This is a genomic window from Rubrimonas cliftonensis, assembly GCF_900107585.1.
Classification (GTDB): Bacteria; Pseudomonadota; Alphaproteobacteria; order Rhodobacterales; family Rhodobacteraceae; genus Rubrimonas; species Rubrimonas cliftonensis.
The window spans coordinates 34,617-51,559 of sequence record NZ_FNQM01000017.1; the positions used below are offsets into that span (position 1 = coordinate 34,617).

Below are 16,943 nucleotides of genomic sequence, written 5' to 3' on the forward strand. Positions count from 1 at the left end.
GCCATGGACGCTGCTCCGCTCCGCGCAGAGGCCGCCTTCGCGACCGACGCCGCCGCCGCCTACATCGCAAAGCTGTGCAAGCATTTCCGCCACAAGATCGAGGCGAGCTGGGACGATGCCTCAGGCGAGGCGCGGTTTCCCGGCGCGGTCGCGCGCTTCACCGCAAGCGCGGGCCGCCTCGACATCGCCATCGACGCGGAGGATGCAGCGAGCATGACCCGCGCCAAAGCGGTGGTTGAGGACCACCTCCTGCGCTTCGCCTTCCGCGAACAGCCAGAGGCGCTGGACTGGCGCGAGTCCGGGGGCCTCGCATGAGCGGCCGCATGCTCGCCCGCGCCGCAGCCGCAGGCGCCATGGTCGCGGTCGCGGCTGTCGCCGCGGCGCAGGAGCGGCTGGTGATCGCCGGGCCGGGCGTTACCGAGATCGTCTTCGCCCTTGGGGCCGGCGCGCGCGTCGTCGGCGTGGACGCGCTCTCCACCCACCCGCCCGAGGCCGACGCGCTGCCGGACGTCGGGTACTTCCGCCGCCTGTCGGCCGAGGGTCTGCTCTCGCTGTCGCCCGACATGGTGCTCGCTGCCGAGAGCGCGGGCCCGCACGAGATCCTCGCGCAGCTGGGCGCCGCCGGCGTCGGCGTGGCGCGCATACCGGACGCCGACGACCCCGACGGCGTGCCGGCGCGCATCGACGCGGTCGCGACGGCGATCGGGACGCAGGCCGCCGCCGGTCCGCTGATCGCCGACTATCGCCGCCGCCTCGCGCAGGCCCGCGCCGCCGTCGCGGCCCGCCCCGGCGGCGCGCGGGCGCTGTTCGTGCTCGGCATGCAGGGCGGCGCCCCGGTCGTCGCCGGCGCCGGCACGGTCGCCGACGCGATGATCCGCGAAGCCGGCGCCGTGAACGCCGCGGACGGCTTCGAGGGGTTTCGGCCGATGTCGCCCGAGGCGCTCGTCGGCGCCCGGCCGGACGTTGTGCTGATGCTGCCGGAGCGGCTTAAGGCTGTCGGCGGCGCGCGTGCGCTCCTCGCCGAGCCGGGCTTCGGCGCGACGCCCGCCGGCCGCGAGGGTCGCGTGGCGACGATGGAGGCCGGGCTCCTGCTGCGGCTCGGGCCGCGCAGCGCCGACGCCGTCGCGCAACTGGCCGAGCTGCTCGCTCCGCGCTGAGCGCGACGCCGCCGATCCGCCCTGTCAGGGGGTTCTGCGCATCGCCACCGCCGCCAGCAGCGGCGCGCCGACCATCAGCGCCGCCACGACGTCCACGCCGCCGTCGAACAGCAGCGCCGCCACGAGCCCGGCGAGGCTCACGAGGAAAACCTGGATTGGGCCCCTGTAGACAGTCCGGCGGCTCGTGCGTCGCCCCTTCATGTGGCCTTCGCCCGCGGCTCGCGGTCCACGCGTCGGCCGCGCTTCGCGACCCAGATGTAGAGACCGCTGCCGAGGATGACGATCGTCGCGAGGTTCAGAAGCGCCCAGACGATCTTGAGCGGCAGACCGCCGTAGTCGCCGAAGTGCAGCGGCCGGGAGAGCGCGAGCGCCTTCATGTACCAGGGCATGTCCCTGAGGCCTTCGACGCGACCGCTCGCGGCGTGGATCAGGACCGGGGCGATGACGTGCTCGGTCAGCGGCGTGCGTCCGTGCAGGAAGATCGCGTAATGCGCCTCGGTCGAATAGGCGCTGCCGGGAAAGGCGACGAACTGGAGCGCCATGTCGGGAGCCGCGGCGACCGCCGCCGTGACCGCGGCGTCGAGCGACGCTCCGGCGCCGGGCGCGCCGCCGCCGGCGCCCTCGACAAGGTCGGCCAGCGCCGTCTCGCGCCAGTAGCCGATGACGGGTCGCTCCAGCGCGTTGACGACGCCTGTCAGCCCGACCACCAGCGTCCAGGCCACCGCGACGGCGCCGAGAAAGTTGTGTCGGTCCAGCCAGGCCGTGCGCGCCGAATTCGCCGAGCGGATCGCGCCGAAATCGCGCGTTCCGATGAAAGGCCCGTAGATCGGGATGCCGGAGACGATCGCGACGGCGAACAGAAATCCCATCGTAGCGAGAAACAGCATGCCCGGCAGGCCGAGGAACATGTCGGTGTGAAGCTGCAGCAGGAAATGCATGACTCCTTCGCCGACGTCGGCCGGCGGCACGAGCGCGCCGCTCGTGCGGTCGAAGGACGCGAAGTGCAGCGCGCCCGCGTCGGCGGGCGATGCGCCGGTGGTGACGTTCACCACCGGACGATCGACATCGAAGCTCATGAACACCGGGACGTCGCCGGGCCGCCTCTCGAGCGCGATCCGCAGGATCATGTCGAGATCGAGCAGGGCTCCGTCCGGATTGGCGGGGCGCCAGGCGTCGGGGTTGAGCGCCGCGTCGATCTCGTCGTGAAAAATAAGGGGCAGCCCGGTCAGGCACAGCATCAGCAGGAATGCGGTGCAGACCAGACTGCTCCACCTGTGGACCCACAGCCATCGACGCAGCGCGACGGGCCGCACGGGCTCAGAACCTCACGTTCGCGCTGACGATGAGGGTGCGCGGCGCCCCCTGAACGAGGTAGTTCGCGCCCGGGAAGCCGCCGACCGAAGCCCAGTAGGCCTCGTCGGCGACGTTCTCGACCCTTGCGCGAAAAGTGACCGCGCGATCGGCGATCACCGTCGCGTAGCTCGCGCCCAGATCGACGCGGACCCAGCTGTCGGCCTCAAATGTGTTCGCGGCGTTGACGAACTGCTCGCCGGTGTAGATCGCCCGGCCGCCGAGCGTCAGGCCCTCGACGATGGGCACATCCCATTCGACGCCGAGATTGCCCTGAAAATTTGGCACGCCCACGGCGTCCTTGCCGTCGTTCGCGCCGCCTGTCGTGCGCCTGAGTTCGGCCTCGACAAAAGTGGCGCCGCCGAGGACGCGCAGGCCGGCGAAGGGCTCGCCGAAGAGCGTCAGCTCCACGCCCCGGTTGCGTTGCTCGCCGTCGGCCGAGAAGATCCCGTTTTCGACCAACGCCTGCTGCTGGGTGATGGAGAACAGGCTCAGCGTCGCGCCGAAGCGGTCGCCGACATACTTCGCGCCGATCTCGAACTGCTCGCTCACGAAGGGATCGAGCACCTCGCCGGCGTTCATGATCGGTGCGCCGCCGCTGGACGACGGCGCGACGCGACCCTGTTGCAGCGCCTCGACGTAGTTCGCAAACAGCGAGACGTTCTCGAACGGCTTCACCACCAGACCGATCGCCGGGGTGAACGCCGAGCCGTCGATTTCGGACGTCTCGGCGCCGGTATTGGCGTCGAACGCCTCAGTCTTGATCGTCTGATACCGCCCGCCGAGCGTAAGCAGCACCTTGTCGTCGAAGAACGACAGCGTGTCCGCGAAGGCGATGCTCGCCGTCGTCGTCTTCTCCGTCGTCAGCGGATTCGAGAGATCGCCGCCGATGAACGCGTCTGTCGGCGGCGGCGGGAAGGCGACGGGATCGTGGAGCGTGCCGGCCGGGAAACCGGCGAAATCCGCGAGCGCGAACGCATTCTTGAATTCAAGGCGCGTCACGGAGCCAGACAGGACGGCGCGATGACTGATCGGGCCGGTCTCGAAGTCCGCCCGGACGCCGGCGTCGCCCGACAGCACCGTGTCTTCGCGCGCGTTGTCGAAGCGCGAGGAGGTCAGAACGCCCTCGGCCGTCGCACGGGGGTTCGACAGAACGTTCTCCTCCTCGCCGAGCCGGAAGCCGCCAGCCAGCCATGTGGTGATTGAATCGTTCAGGTCGAACTCACCGCGCGCGGCGAAGAAGAGCTGACGCTCGTCCGATGACGTCCACGGCTGCGCGTAGTTTGCATCGGCGTCGGGAGTCTCCGGCACGGCGCCTGTGGGGGTCACCTGCGGCCGTGGACGCTCCAGGCTGTTGTCCTGATACCCGAGGTCGGCGCTGAAGCGGAAATCCTCACCGTCGTAGTCCACGCCGAGAGAGGCGGCCGCGAGGCTTCGCTCCTCGTCATCGACGGCGGTGTCGCCGACGCGACCGGTCGCTCCGACCCGCACGCCCCACGCCTCGTTCCCGCCGAAACGGCGCCCGACGTCGATCGTGCCGATGAACTGCCCGTCGCTCTCGAAACCCGTGGTCAGGCTGTTGATCCCGCCCGACGGCGCGCGCTTCGGCACGAGATTCACGGTGCCGCCTACACCGCTGTTGCCAGGGGCCGCGCCATTGAGGAATGCATTGGCGCCGCGCAGGACCTCGACCCGCTCGACCAGCGGCGCCGCGACGGTCTGGCGGGGCAGGATGCCATACAGGCCGTTCAGGGTGATGTCGTCCGAGAAGACCGGGAAGCCGCGGATGACGTAGACTTCCTGGAAGTTGCCGAAGCCGTTCGCGACACGGACGGTTGGATCGTTGAGCAGGACGTCGCCGACGCTCGCAGCCTGCTGATCCTCGATGAACTCGGCGGTGTACGCGGTCCCGCTAAAGGGCGCATCGCGATAGTCGAGATTGCCGAGCAGTCCCGCCCTCCCGCCCGTGGCGACCTGACCGCCTGCGAAGGGTTCGGCGAGTTCCACCTGGGAACCCTCGACCACTATCTGATCGAGCACGATCGGCTGCGCAGCGACGCCGGCGGCTAAACATATGACAAAGCCGGAACTGGCGAGAAGTCTCGCCATGCATTCATGTTGGGCCATGCGCGCCTCATGCCAAGTAGACTGTCTGGATCTGCTGGCTGAGGCCGCCTCGAGAAGACGAGGCTCGGCTGGCATGCTTGCGATCTTGAAGTGACACGACGCCTTCAGCCTCGTCAAGCGCGCCCGGAGCAAGGCTTGTCAGGGAGACCGCGATCGGTAAGGCCGATCAGCCGATGCCGGTCGCAGCAAGGATCGGTCGGGCGGCGCAGCATCTATCAAGCCTCCAAGTTCCACTCAGTTCCGATTGCCGTGACCGGGTGGTCGAGATCGGAGGCGCGGTCGCGCCACGCCCAGCGACCAGTGACCAGCGAAAGACTGGTAATTCTTCCGCCCTCGCGCGAATGGCCGGTTACCACGCTCCGCGGGTCTCCCCGCGACCGACCGATAACGTTAACCCTCTGCCTCCCCGGTCAGGAGGCCGACCGAGGTTGCCCCTGGTCGCCACCTGCGCGAGCGGCCGGCTACCGCGCTCAGCAGGGTGCCCCGCGACCGGCCGATAACGGGAGGAGCCTCCGCGGCGGTAGCCGGGTCGGACACCAGGCAACGAGCGGCGGCAGCTGCGCCGACGCCGCTCTTGCTGATGTTGCCCTTGATCAAGCGCATCGCGAGATGTTCCGCTCCCACGCCATGCTCCTGGCGGAGATTCGGAATTCGTGAAGCAATCTGCCGTATCGGAACAGACCGGCCGGACTGGCCGGTCCGGCCGGACCGGCTGGGCCATTCCATACCGCAGAAGTGGACCGCCGTGACCGACAACGTTCTCGACACCGCCTATTTCCACCTGCTGCAGCAGGTGCGCCGCAGATACCCAAACCTGGGCGGGGCGGAAGAGCGGCTGACCGAGATCGCCTCCCAGGCCCAGCGGCGCTGGCTGTACGAGCGGGCGATGGACGTTCCGGCGCCCATGGCGGCAGGCGTCAACACGGCCATGGGGGGGGCGTTCGTCGCCAATTTGATGACCGACAACGCGGTGAAGAAGTGGGCGCGCCTCGCGGTCCTGATGGACGCGATCCAGGGCACACTGCGCCTCGCGGGAGAGGTCAGCCAGGCGACCATGGAGGAGACCTACCGCCAGGTGGCCTCCGCCGGGAAGGTCGACACCGCGAAGTCGATGATGCAAGAGCGCGTGCGCTACATCGCCGCCGCCATCGCCGCGCGCCAAGAGGCGGAGCGCAAGCGCCTGGAAGAAGAACTGCTGGGAAAGCATCTGATGACCCAGTACGAAGTTGAGATGAAGTGGGACGAGGAGGTCATCCTGACCTTCGCCCCCGCCTCCGACAGGCTGATGGCGCACAAGGTCGTGCACGACCGGGAACGCGCCATGACCCAGTTCGTCGAGCAGTACTGCGCCAAGCTGCACGAGCGCTTCACCACGGCCCTCACTCTCTCCGGCGTCAGTCCGGCGCTGGATACCGTCAACCGGCTGATGGCGGATGGCGATTACAATCAGCAAGAACGGGCGACGTTCCGCGCGGCGGTAGTGAAGTGTTTCTGCAGCGCCCTGTCCCGGTGCCCGGTCAATGCCTGCCAGATGGTCGGCGAGGACCTGAAGATGCGGAACAGCGAGTCGCGCGCCGGCTCAGGCTACATCGCCCCGAACACCAGCTCCGGCGTGGTGGAACACATCCTGTGGCACGCCCTGACCAATGCCCTGCAATGCAGTAGGCAGCAGCCGCTCAACGTCAGCGGGGTCCAAGTCGCCGGCTGGCTGACGGTCGTTCGCACCAACCTGCAGTCAATGTTGACGCTGGCCATGTCGTCGGTGTCGCAGGAGAACTGGACAAAGAAGAACGCGACCCTGAGCCAGTCCCTCGCCCGCACTCTCAGGCCGGGGGAGGAGCCCAACCTGCATCTCCGCCTGCAATCGAAGCTGGAGGCGGAGGCGAAGAATATCGCCGCCCCCGTCGGCAATGACCTCAAGCGCTATGCGACCGTGTTCTTCCTGGCGATGGCGCTGCGCGGCCGGATCGCGCATCGGAAGGATCTGGAGCCGCTGGATCTGGGGCCTGCCGAACTGGCGCTGCTGCGGGAGCTGAACATCGTCTCGGCCGACGCCTCCCGAAAGGATTCCGAGTCCCTGCCGGCCTACATCCCCGACTCCGGCAACGCCGCCCGGTTCGCCGTGACTGCGACGCTGCTGAAGGTCCTCGCCTCCCGCATGACGCCGTTCAAGCTGGTCTTCGGGGCGGTGCGGCAGGGCGCCTTTCAGGACGTCGATCCTCTGCTGACCGAGGCATTCGCGCAGAACTGGGCGGAGGCGAAGACGATCCGGTCGGAGGCTGGCGGCTGGATCATCGGATCCCGACACATGGAACGCATGGACGCCTTCCACCGCCGCTTGAACGCTCTGTCGGGCCGCGCCGGCTGATCCGTTCCTCCGTCGGCGCACGCCTCAGGATCAGCGCGTTGGGTATGACGAACAGCGCCGAGAGGTCGGCCTAGGCCAATCCGCGCCCGGATTGCGAAACACCGCCCCTCCACCCCACGACAGGTGGCTTTTCGGGAGATCTCCGACGTACGCGCGAATGGCTGGTTGTCTAGCCCAGCCGACTGATTGGCGACCGGCGGCTTTCGTTAACCCGCAGCCTCGCCGGTCAGGAGGCCGACCGAGGTTGCCCCCGGCCGCTACCTGCGCGAGCGGCCGGCTACCGCGCTCAGCAGGGTGCCCCGCGACCGGCCGATAACGGGAGGAAGCGCCGAGGCCATCGTCGAAGAGGGCGTAGCGGCGCGAGTGGCTTGCTCTGGGGACGAAGGCCCTTTGAGAGCGCCACGGGGGCGACGGTCCTCATGGCGATGCAGCCGGTTCCGCAGGAAAAAATGTAGGTAGCCAGCCGCCGTCCGCGCCGGGATGCGGCGGAGAGCGGACGCAGTTTTAATCTGATAGGTCGGACCTTTCGGTCGCTCCCATCCTCAACGGCTGCGTCAACCTTGCCGTCGGCGCACGGTTTGGGGCGGCGGTCGCCAGCACACCCACGAGAACTACACTGGACATAACTATGACACTGGTTATATAGTCCCCTCATGCAGGAGCAGGATGTCGCCGACGCGCTCGCCGCGCTGGGCCACGAGGCCCGGCTCAGGGTCTTTCGCCTTCTGGTCCGGGCCGGGCCGGAGGGGCTGACGGTGGGCGAGATCGGGCGGCATCTGGGGCTGGCTCCCTCGACGCTGGCGCATCATCTCCGCGCGCTGGTGGGCGCGGGGCTTGTGGGGCAGGAACGGCGGGGACGCGAGACGGTGAACCGGGCCGATTTCGCGGCGCTGCGCTCGGTGCTGGCTTTTGTCGACAACGAATGCTGCGCGGGCGTGGACCGCACCGCGGACGACGCCGCATGACCCGCCTTCCAATCTCGCCGCCCGGCGGCGCAGGATATCCAAAGGGACAACCATGACCGATCTCGTCCTGGGCGCGCGCCGCCTCGGCCTCGCCGCCGCCGGCCTCGACCGCGTGGTCGCGGCGATTCTCGCCATTCTTGCGGCGCTGGCGTTGCTCGACCCGCCGCAGGCGGCGGCGGCGGCGCGCTTTGCGGTTGCAGCGCTGCTGGGCGTGGCGCCCTGGCTGATGCTGTCGGTCGGCATCGCGGCCTATGTCGCCGCCTCCGGCGCCGACAACCTGATCGCGCGCGCCTTCGAGGGGCGCGGGGCGGCGATGGTCATGACGGCTGCGCTGATGGGGGCGCTGTCGCCGTTCTGCTCCTGCGGGGTGATCCCGCTGATCGCGGCGCTGCTGGCCATGGGGGTGCCGCTGGCGCCGGTGATGGCGTTCTGGCTGGCCTCGCCGGTGATGGATCCGTCGATGTTCGCGCTGACGGCGGGCGCGCTGGGGATGGAGTTCGCGGTGGCCAAGACGCTGGCGGCGGTCGGGCTGGGGCTGTTCGGCGGCTTCGGCGTGCTGGCGCTGGGGCGCGGCGGCTGGCTCGCTGATCCGCTGCGGCCGGGCGTCGGCAACGGCGGCTGCGGTGGCGCGAAGGTTCGCAACCCCAAGCCGCCGGTCTGGGCCTTCTGGCGTGAGGCCGCGCGGCGCGAGAAGTTCGGGCGCGAGGCGCTGAAGTCCGTCATCTTCCTCGGCAAGTGGCTGACGCTCGCCTTCCTGCTGGAGAGCCTGATGCTCGCCCATGTCCCGGCCGAGATGATCGCCGGGCTGCTGGGCGGCGACGGGCTGGCGCCGATCGCGCTGGCGACGCTGGTGGGCGTGCCGGCCTATCTGAACGGCTATGCGGCGCTGCCTCTGGTCTCGGGGCTGATCGAGCAGGGCATGGCGCCGGGGGCGGGCCTCGCCTTCCTCGTGGCCGGCGGCGTGTCGTCGATCCCGGCGGCGATTGCGGTCTGGGCGCTGGCCAAACGCGAAGTGTTCGCGCTCTATCTCGGCTTCGCCTTCACCGGCTCGCTCGCCGCAGGGCTGATCTTCCAGGCCGTCCAGTGAGCCCGGCGCCGATCCGGGCGGTGCGGGCCGTCACGGCGGCGCCGCCCGCGCCGGGCGCGATGGCGCTGGCGCCGCTCGGGATCGCCTCGTCGCTCGGCTCGGTCGCGGGTTTTGGCGTCGAGGGCGGGCGGATCATCGAGACGCTGGGCGAGCTTGAGACCGGACAGCAGGCGGCCCTGATCGCTACCGACGGCGACGGGCCGCTCGTGTTCACCTGGCGCTACGCCCCGACCCCCGACGCGCCTCGCTACCCAGAAGCGGCGTGGACACCGCGCCGAAACCGCTGGACCACGGCGGCCGAGGACCTCGTCGCCGCCTCACGCGCCATCGCCAAGGCCGCGGGCGGTGGTGATGCGGGGATCGCGGCGCTGGTGGCGGAGACCCGCGCCCGCTTCGCCTACGATCACCCCGAGACGCGCTTCAACGACGGCTGCGAGGTGGTGCCGTTCCTCGGCTGCGGCGTCGCCGCGGGCTCCTGCGTGGACATCAACACCTATCTGGTCGCGTCGCTGCGCGCGGCGGGCTACGAGGCGGCCTATCTCTACGGCTGGTTCTTCCCGGCCGAGAAGGTGGACCGCTGCGTGGACGGCCACTGCTGGGTGGCCACCCGCCATGACGGTCGGACGCTCGACTGGGACGTCGCGCACCACATCAAGGCGGGGCTGGATCCGGTGGGCCCGGCGCTGAACCCGAGGGGCGGGCGGCGCGTCGCCGTCAGCCATTCGATGGGCTGGCGCTTCGCGCTCGGCGACCGCGAGCTCACGCTGAAGCTGCTCGGCGAGCCTGCGTGGCTCCTGCCCGACGGCGCGGTCGCGACCCCCGACCAGCAGGAGATCCGGGCGCTCTGAGCGCCCCCGCCCGGAACTGGCCGGGCGGGGGCCTGCGACGTCAACCGAGGTCGTATTCCTGGCTCTTGAACGACAGGTGTGCGACTGACCGGGGCGCATCGGCGATCTTGCGGATGTCGGCCCAGGTCTGCTTGTAGTTCGGCAGCACCAGTTCATTGGTCCCGGCGTTGATCACGTTGCCCTGCGTGCCCGAGGGCGCGCCGAACAGCATGAAGGTCTCCTTCGGTCGCGCCGTGGGCTCGGGCCAGACCATCGCCTGCGTGGCGCCCACGTCGTTGTAGATCTCGACCAGATCGCCGGCCTTCAGCCCCAGTTCAGCCATGTCCTGCGGGTTGATCTGGAGATAGGGGAACGGGAAGCGGTCGATGGCGAAGTCGTTCTTCTGGTCGAGAAACCAGTTCTGCCAGTTCAGGTTCGAGCGGCCGTTGTTGATGAGGTAGGCGTAGCTCGCCTTCTGCTGCGCCTTGCCAGGCGCCTGCAGCCCGCGCCACGCGGACAGCGCGAACAGGGCCTTGCCGTCCTCGCGGCCGTGGCGGGTGAAGCGGCCGTCGGTGTAGAGCCGCTTGGTGCCGACCAGCGCGCCGTTCTCGAAGCCGACGACGGGCTCCTGCACGCCGTTTGTCCTCATGGCGCGCAGGCGGTCATAGGTCACCGCCGGGTTGCCCTGGTGATAGCCGTCCATGAAGGCGTCTTCCTCGGTCGCCCAGTCGTAGCCCTTGAACTGGTCGGCGTAAGCCGTGCGGCCCGCCTCGCGCAGCACGCGCTCGAGGTGGTTGGCCAGCCGCGCGGCGATCAGGCAGTCGGGCATCGCCTGGCCTGGGCCGTCCATGTACTTCTCGGTCAGCCGCAGGCGCCGCTCGCCGTTCATCGAGGTCAGGTTCATCTCGCCGGCCTCAACCGCCGGCAGGATGACGTGCGCGGCCTGCGCGTTCTGGGTGTGGATGATGTCCACGTGCACCGAGAACAGCCCGCCGGCGTTGAGGGCGCCGACGATGGCGTCGACCATCTCCTCCCGAGTGGCGCCGGGGCGGGCGTCCATTGCCTCCTTCACCATGTTGGTGCGGCGGTTGTACTCGCGCTTGAAGGCGGAGGCGTTGAGCGTGGTCTTGTAGTGGTCGGTCGCCCAGTTGTGGTGGACCTTGCCGCGGCCGGCGATGATGAGCTGGTCGATGTAGGGCGCGGGCCGGCCGACATGGCCGTCGCCGGGCCGGTAGTAACCCTCCTGATGACCGCCCAAGCGGCAGACGCCGCCGCCCTCGCGGCCGATGTTGCCCGTCGCGAGCCCGAGATTCACCAGTGCGCCGACGGTGCGGTAGTTGTCGTTGCCCCAGATGATCCCCTTCTCGTAGGCCGTCACGCACTTGCGGCGCGCGCCGTCCTTGGGTTCCGCGATCCAGGCCGCCGCCTTCGCGATGTCGGCTGCCGGCACGCCGCAGATGGCGGACGCTTCGTCCAGCGACAGCCGCACCGCCGCGAGCGCCGCGTCGTAGCCGCCCAGCGCGGCCGGATGCGCCTCGTCCTGCGCGACCGCGACGCCACCCTGAATGGTCGAGGCGGCGATGAAGTCGCGGTCGATCCAGCCCTTGTCGGCGATCTCGGTCAGCAGCGCGTTGAAGAGCGCAAGGTCGGTCCCTGAGTTGATCGCGAGGTGCAGCACGTTGTCCGCGCCCGCCGCCTCTTCGCAGGCGTTGACGGTGACGGTGCGGCGGGGGTCAACCACGATCACCTTCGCGCCGCCGCGCATCCCCGGAACCATGTGGTTCAGGAACAGGTTGGTCTGCGTCTCCAGCGAGTTGGCGCCGACCAGCATGATGGTGTCGGTCAGCCCGTAGTCCTCATAGGCGTAGTTCAGCTCGTCCACGCCCATGTCGCGCGAGGAATGCACTTCGGAGTTGTAGGCGGGCCGGTTGTGGATGCGGCAGTGCTTCACCTTCATCGAGCCGAAGTAGAGCTTGCCGGTGCCCCAGGTGTTCTCGTAACCGCCCGCGCTGCCGCCATGGTCGAACATCGAGACGAACAGGTCGTCCTCGTCGTCCTGCTCGATCACCCGCGCCGTCACCCGCGCGACGAGGTCGAGCGCGTCGTCCCAGCTCGTCGGCTGCCACGTCCCGTAGCGCCACACCAGCGGGTCGGTCAGCCGCTGCTGCTGCGTGCCGGTCACGTCAGAGCGACGGTTCTCTGCCATGCGCGCGCCGCGCACCGAGCCGAGGCCGCTGTTCACGACGCAGTCCCGGTCCGGCTTGATCACCAGATGCACGTCGCGACCGTCCTGCTTGACGACGTTGTACATCGAGGGCGCGTACCACGCGTCCGTCTCCTGCCCCTGCGTGCGGGAAAGATCGACGCCGGCCCAGTTCTCGCCGGGGGCGGTCCCGCCCTGGGCGTTCATCGGCCAAGTATAGGCCTTGTACCCGCAGCCAACGATGCAGTAATGGCAGGTGACATTGTGGACCCTGGCGTTCGCCGGGATTATCGGCAGCCGGTCGATGTGTCGCTTGTAGGCCATGTGATCCTCCCTCAGCCGAGCACGTTGGACAGGCGGCCGTAGATCAGCTCGTCGGCGCCGTCGGCGTGGATGTCGCCCGTCTCGTCTACTCGCAGCGTGAACTGCGGCAGGTTCTGGGTGGCGTGGCCGAACACCTGCAGGCCGCCCGCCTCGCAGTCGAAGCGCGACCAGTGGCCGGGGCAGTTCAGCGTCCGGTCGGCGGCGTTGTACTGGAGCTGCCAGCCCTTGTGCGGGCAGAGAACGGAGTAGGCCACGACGTCGCCATCGGGGCCGACGCCGCCGGGCACGGCGGTTCCCAGCTTGATCAGGACGCCGGGGCTGCCCGCGTCTGGATAGGCGATGTCCATGGGCTCGTTCACCGCCAGATCGGCGATGTTGGCGAGCCGCGTCGCGGGATAGGCGACGCGGGCGAGCGGCGTGGCCGCCTCAGCCTGCGCGCCGACGGTCGCGGCGGCTGCGGCGCCGACGGCGGCGACCCCTCCGCCGCGCAGGAACTGTCGCCGACCGGCGTCGACGAGACGATGGCATTTCATGCTGGCTCCTCCCAGGGCTTGCTTGGTGTTTCAGCAAGTCTATCGGGCGGCGAACGCTCCGCGACCGGGGAGACGCCTTTGGTGCGGCGCGGGAACCGTTTCGGATCGGAGACTTTTTTGCGACGTTCGGATTTCCGAACGCAAGTCGGGCCTCAGAGGCCCAGCTTCTGCATCTTCTCCCACAACGTCGTGCGCGAGACGCGCAGAAGCCTTGCGGCTTCGGCGACCTGCCCGCCGGTGCGCGCCAGCGCGGCCGCGATCTGCACCCGCTCGGCCGCCTCGCGCGCCTCGCCGAGCGACAGGAAGTCGTCGGTGGCGGTCCGCTCGGGGAAGAGGTCAGCGGGATAGAGCCGGTCGCCCGCCGCCATCTCGACCGCCCGCGCCATTCGGGCGCGCAACTCGCGTCCGCCGCCCGGCCAGTCATGGGCGCGCACGGCGTCCTCGGCCAGGCCGGAGAGCCCGGCGAGCGGCGCGGCGCGGCGGGCGTTGAGGCCGTCGAACAGCCGCCGGGCGAGCCACAGCGCGTCCTCCGACCGGTCGCCCAGCGGCGGCACGACGATCTCGCGCGCCGCCATCAGGTAATAGAGGTCGCTGCGAAAGCCGCCGGCCGCTACCCGCTCCGTTAGCCGCGGCCCGCAGGCGGCGATCAGCCGCCAGGACGGCCCCTCGCGCAGCAGCGCGATCAGCGCGTCCTGCGCCGCCGCCGAGAGCCTGCCGGCGGCGGCGACGAACAAGACGCCCTCGCCGGTCCTCGCGCCCAGCGCAGGAAAGTCGGGGCTGGCGTCGCGATCGGCCGCCTCGGCGGCGACGAAGGGCGCGGCGCGACGATCCGACAGGATATGGATGCGCCGCGCCAGCGCCAGCTTGCCGGCGCCGCGCGGACCGCGCAGCAGCACCGGCGCGTCGTCGGCCGCGGCCTGCGCCGCCTGCGCCTCCACCGCCTGCGCCGCACGGGACGGGCCCAGCACCGGCTCGGCCGCCGGGACCGCGCGCTGCGGCATCAGCCGCGCCAGCCGTTCGAGAAACACCGCCATCTCGAACGGCTTGGCGAGGTAGTCCGCCGCTCCGGCGCGCAGCAGGCGAACCGCCTGCTCGACGCCCGATTGCCCGGTGATGAACAGGAACGGCGGCGGCGTCATTGCGCGCCCCAGTTCGGCGAAGATTTCCTCGCCGGAGCCGTCGCGCAGCCGGATGTCGCACACCACCGCGTCCACCGGAGCCGCGGGCGTGCGCACCGCGTGCAGCCCGCGCAGCGCCTGTCGCCGCCAGACGACGTCTGCGCCCTCCAGCGCCAGCCGCTGGGCGAGCGACGCGCCCATGATCTCGTCGTCCTCGATCAGCACGATGCGGCGCCCGGCGAGGGGGATCATGCCTCCCGCGTCCCCGGCCTGCCCGGCAGCGTCACGGCGACCACCGTCTCCGCCCCGTCGCGCGCGTGCTCGATCGAGCCGCCGAGTTCGATCGCGAGCTCGCGCACCAGCCGAAGGCCAAGGCCGCCGCCGGGCGGCGGCGCTTCGGCGCTGGTCAGCCGCGCCAGCGCCGCCGCGCCGAGGCCGGGGCCGTCGTCGCGCACCTCCAGCCGCAGTCCGCCGTCGCCCACCGTCAGCGCCAGACCGAGGCGCCCGCCGCGTCCGGCGGCGGCCGAGGCGTTCAGCAGCAGGTTCAGCGCGATCTGGCGCAGCCGCGTCGCCGGCCATTGCGCCAGCGCGGCCGGTTCCGCCGCCACCCGCCAGTCGAGCCGCTGGCCGAGCCGGCCCGTCTCGGCGCCGATCAGCAAACGCATGTCGTCGACGTCCTCGGGCGTCATCGGGGCCGCGTCGTCGGCGATGCGGTGCTGGTCCAGCGCCGCCTGCGCCACGTCGCGCAGCCGCGACAGGCCGCGCTCGATCAGCCCGGCCGAACTCCGCACCACCTCCGGCCGGTCGGCGTAGCTGCGCAGCGTGTCGGCCGCCGCCAGAAGCCCGCCGAGCGGATTGTTGATCTCGTGCGCGAGGGAACTGGCGAGGCGCCCCAGGCTGACGAAGCGCTCCCGCTCGGCCAGCCGCCGCCCGGCGTCGGCCTTGTCCGCGATGGCCGCGACCATGCCGTTGTAGGTCCGGAACAGCCGTGCGATCTCGCCGCCGCTGCGCGGCGCCTCGTCGAGCGGGATCGCCGTCGGCGCGCCGTCAGCGTCGCCCATGCGCCGCGCCAGCGTCTCCAGCGGCCGCAGCGCCCGCCGCACGACCAGATAGCTGGCGAGCGTGAGCGAGGCCGTCGCGATCGTGTTGCCGATCAGCAGCGCCAGCGTGACGCGACGGCGCTCGGTCACGAGGTCGGCGACATCGAGCTCGGTCAAGATGTCGCCGACACGCCGGCCCTGGTGCGCCAGCGGCGCGAGCACCCGCAGCCGCGCCGACAGCCCCGGGTCTCCCAGCGCATCGATGGGCTGCGCCTCGTCCATCAGCGCCGCCAGCGCGCTGTCGGTGGGCGCGCGGCGCGGGTCGGACGCCGCGAGCACGAGGCCCCGGTCATCGGCCACCACGGTCAGCGCCAGCCTCCCGTCGCCCGTCGCCGCCGCGCGGTCCAGCGTGTCGTAGATCTCCCAGATGTCGCGGCGCTGCGCGGCCGGCCCCAACGCCAGCGACAGCCCGTCCACGTGCATGCGCACCACCTCCGCCAGCCGGTCGCGCTGCGTCTCCGCCAGCGCGGTCAGCACCAGCCACGAGGCCAGAAGCCCGACCGCCGCCGTCATCGCCGCCGCGGCCAGCGCGGCGCGCGCGCCGATCGGCAGGCGCCGCAGCCGCCTCACCGCAACCCCGCCACGTCGGCCATCCGCGACGCGATGCCGTTGAAATCCGCCCGGCGACCCGGCGCGACGCGGTCGAGGTGCAGCAGAACCAGCGCCTCACGCCCCGCGGCGCTGTCGTGCAGGCCCATCAGCGCGGCGCGGAACGCCGCGACGTCGGCCTCGCTGCCGCGGTCGCGCCGCGCGACGAAGGGCGGAAATCCCAGCAGCTCCGAGCGCGACACCACCCGGGTTCGCGCGATCAGCGCCGGCTCCGACGCCGCCAGCGCCTCCCACACATAACCGTCGACGCTGCCCGAGCGCGTAAGCCCGCTGGCCACGGCGCGCACGACGTTGCGGTGGCCCCAGGCGAACAGCGTACGGTCGAAGAACGTCTCGGGCCGCTTCCCCAACCGCGCGAGGTCCGAGGCCGTCACCAGCCAGCCGGAGTTGCTGTCGGGGTCCGAGAAGGCGTGCGCGCCGCCAGCGAGGTCCGCCAGCGCCTGCGCCGCGTCGTCCGCCGCCGCGATGAGGTAGGAGCGATAGAGCGGTCGCCCGCGCCAGACCGGCGCGCCCAGCAGGGTCAGCGCCGCTTCGTGCTGCAGGAACGGATAGCCGCACAGCCACGCCGCATCCACGCCGCCCTGCAGCAGCAGTCCCGTCACCTCCTGGTAGGTCCGCCGCTGCACGAGCTCGATCGCGCCGCCGACGCCGTCCGACAGCGCCTCGCGCAGCGCTCCGATCACCTCGGCGTCGTTGTCCAGAAAGACCGGCGTCAGGCCCAGGCGCATCGGCGCCCCGGCGCGGCCGCGCGCCGCCAGCGCGGCGACGCCGCCGCCGAAAAGGACGCCCCTTCGTGTCGCGACCGTCGGCATCAGCCCGCCTCCATGCCGAACGCTACGCAAGCCGCCGCGGTGAGGCAATGTGCGCGCCTCGCGGACGTGATGGCTTGCTGTCGGCCCGTCAGGATGCGGCGGCTCGGAACGACCCCTCCGTGTCACGAGCGTCTCTAAGAAACCCACTTGCCCGAGCCCGGGGGCGAAGGATCAAGAGGGCGAGCCAATCGGGCCAAAGTGGCCCAACGATCCGGAACGGCGCTTGGTCGGACCGCGCCACGGAAGCTGTCGATGACGACAGACGACTGTATGCGCTTGCAGGTCAGGGGCGCCTCGCGAACGGCTGCCTGTCGCCCTTCGCGCCACGCACCTCGAGCGGCGGCGACCGGTCATCATGCCGTC

General features: G+C 70.7%; 13 protein-coding genes. 6 read left to right on the forward strand and 7 right to left on the reverse strand.

Going from position 1 to position 16,943, the window contains the following annotated elements:
* Positions 1-3 precede the first annotated feature (3 nt).
* Both BLW43_RS18130 and BLW43_RS18135 read left to right on the forward strand, forming a co-directional pair.
* Entirely contained in the window at positions 4-315 is a 312-nt protein-coding gene (locus BLW43_RS18130) for a DUF2218 domain-containing protein (RefSeq protein WP_093255616.1), read from the forward strand.
* Complete coding sequence (locus BLW43_RS18135) at positions 312-1,157, forward strand: heme/hemin ABC transporter substrate-binding protein (protein WP_217632228.1); 846 nt, start codon at positions 312-314, stop codon at positions 1,155-1,157. The genes BLW43_RS18130 and BLW43_RS18135 overlap by 4 nt, the downstream gene beginning before the upstream one ends.
* A 197-nt stretch (positions 1,158-1,354) precedes the next feature.
* Here the strand turns inward: BLW43_RS18135 and BLW43_RS18140 are convergent, their stop codons facing one another.
* Together BLW43_RS18140 and BLW43_RS18145 are read right to left on the reverse strand one after the other, a co-directional pair.
* Positions 1,355-2,470, reverse strand: a complete 1,116-nt coding sequence (locus BLW43_RS18140; RefSeq protein ID WP_093255618.1) for a PepSY-associated TM helix domain-containing protein — start codon at positions 2,468-2,470, stop codon at positions 1,355-1,357.
* 4 nt (positions 2,471-2,474) lie between these two features.
* A complete protein-coding gene (locus BLW43_RS18145; protein WP_217632229.1) occupies positions 2,475-4,634 on the reverse strand; it encodes a TonB-dependent receptor in 2,160 nt (719 codons plus the stop codon).
* A 745-nt stretch (positions 4,635-5,379) separates the two neighbouring features.
* Between BLW43_RS18145 and BLW43_RS18150 the strand changes: the two genes are divergently transcribed.
* The 4 genes from BLW43_RS18150 (at position 5,380) to BLW43_RS18165 (ending at position 9,902) form a co-directional block, all read left to right on the forward strand.
* Positions 5,380-7,002 (forward strand): hypothetical protein, encoded by a 1,623-nt coding sequence (locus tag BLW43_RS18150; protein WP_093255621.1) that lies wholly within the window; start codon positions 5,380-5,382, stop codon positions 7,000-7,002.
* A gap of 653 nt (positions 7,003-7,655) precedes the next feature.
* Positions 7,656-7,967, forward strand: a complete 312-nt coding sequence (locus tag BLW43_RS18155; RefSeq protein WP_093255623.1) for an ArsR/SmtB family transcription factor — start codon at positions 7,656-7,658, stop codon at positions 7,965-7,967.
* 52 nt (positions 7,968-8,019) lie between these two features.
* Positions 8,020-9,054 carry a permease gene (locus BLW43_RS18160; RefSeq protein ID WP_093255624.1) on the forward strand — a complete coding sequence of 345 codons (1,035 nt, stop codon included), beginning with the start codon at positions 8,020-8,022 and terminating at the stop codon, positions 9,052-9,054.
* Positions 9,051-9,902, forward strand: coding sequence for a transglutaminase-like domain-containing protein (locus BLW43_RS18165; protein WP_245731120.1), 852 nt, complete (start codon positions 9,051-9,053; stop codon positions 9,900-9,902). The genes BLW43_RS18160 and BLW43_RS18165 overlap by 4 nt, the downstream gene beginning before the upstream one ends.
* 40 nt (positions 9,903-9,942) lie before the next feature.
* On the opposite strand, the gene BLW43_RS18170 is transcribed toward BLW43_RS18165, so the two are convergent.
* From BLW43_RS18170 to BLW43_RS18190, 5 genes are all read right to left on the reverse strand, one after another.
* A complete protein-coding gene (locus tag BLW43_RS18170; RefSeq protein WP_093255626.1) occupies positions 9,943-12,408 on the reverse strand; it encodes an arsenate reductase (azurin) large subunit in 2,466 nt (821 codons plus the stop codon).
* A gap of 11 nt (positions 12,409-12,419) precedes the next feature.
* The gene (locus tag BLW43_RS18175) at positions 12,420-12,941 is read right to left on the reverse strand and encodes an arsenate reductase (azurin) small subunit (protein WP_093255627.1); all 522 of its coding nucleotides are present in this window, start codon (positions 12,939-12,941) and stop codon (positions 12,420-12,422) included.
* Between the two features lie 152 nt (positions 12,942-13,093).
* Positions 13,094-14,311: a sigma-54-dependent transcriptional regulator gene (locus tag BLW43_RS18180; RefSeq protein WP_093255629.1), complete on the reverse strand. Its 1,218-nt coding sequence runs from the start codon at positions 14,309-14,311 to the stop codon at positions 13,094-13,096.
* On the reverse strand, positions 14,308-15,729 hold the full coding sequence (locus BLW43_RS18185) for a sensor histidine kinase (RefSeq protein ID WP_245731121.1): 1,422 nt from the start codon (positions 15,727-15,729) through the stop codon (positions 14,308-14,310). Before BLW43_RS18185 ends, BLW43_RS18180 begins: the two co-directional genes overlap by 4 nt.
* Positions 15,726-16,580 (reverse strand): PhnD/SsuA/transferrin family substrate-binding protein, encoded by an 855-nt coding sequence (locus BLW43_RS18190; RefSeq protein ID WP_093255630.1) that lies wholly within the window; start codon positions 16,578-16,580, stop codon positions 15,726-15,728. Before BLW43_RS18190 ends, BLW43_RS18185 begins: the two co-directional genes overlap by 4 nt.
* Positions 16,581-16,943 lie beyond the last annotated feature (363 nt).

Excerpts from the sequence above, each read along its gene's own strand:
- BLW43_RS18170 (WP_093255626.1), bottom strand. The coding sequence starts at position 12,408 with ATGGCCTACAAGCGACACATCGACCGGCTGCCGATAATCCCGGCGAAC.
- BLW43_RS18155 (WP_093255623.1), top strand. The coding sequence starts at position 7,656 with ATGCAGGAGCAGGATGTCGCCGACGCGCTCGCCGCGCTGGGCCACGAG.
- BLW43_RS18175 (WP_093255627.1), bottom strand. The coding sequence starts at position 12,941 with ATGAAATGCCATCGTCTCGTCGACGCCGGTCGGCGACAGTTCCTGCGC.
- BLW43_RS18145 (WP_217632229.1), bottom strand. The coding sequence starts at position 4,634 with ATGGCCCAACATGAATGCATGGCGAGACTTCTCGCCAGTTCCGGCTTT.
- BLW43_RS18190 (WP_093255630.1), bottom strand. The coding sequence starts at position 16,580 with ATGCCGACGGTCGCGACACGAAGGGGCGTCCTTTTCGGCGGCGGCGTC.
- BLW43_RS18160 (WP_093255624.1), top strand. The coding sequence starts at position 8,020 with ATGACCGATCTCGTCCTGGGCGCGCGCCGCCTCGGCCTCGCCGCCGCC.
- BLW43_RS18130 (WP_093255616.1), top strand. The coding sequence starts at position 4 with ATGGACGCTGCTCCGCTCCGCGCAGAGGCCGCCTTCGCGACCGACGCC.
- BLW43_RS18135 (WP_217632228.1), top strand. The coding sequence starts at position 312 with ATGAGCGGCCGCATGCTCGCCCGCGCCGCAGCCGCAGGCGCCATGGTC.
- BLW43_RS18180 (WP_093255629.1), bottom strand. The coding sequence starts at position 14,311 with ATGATCCCCCTCGCCGGGCGCCGCATCGTGCTGATCGAGGACGACGAG.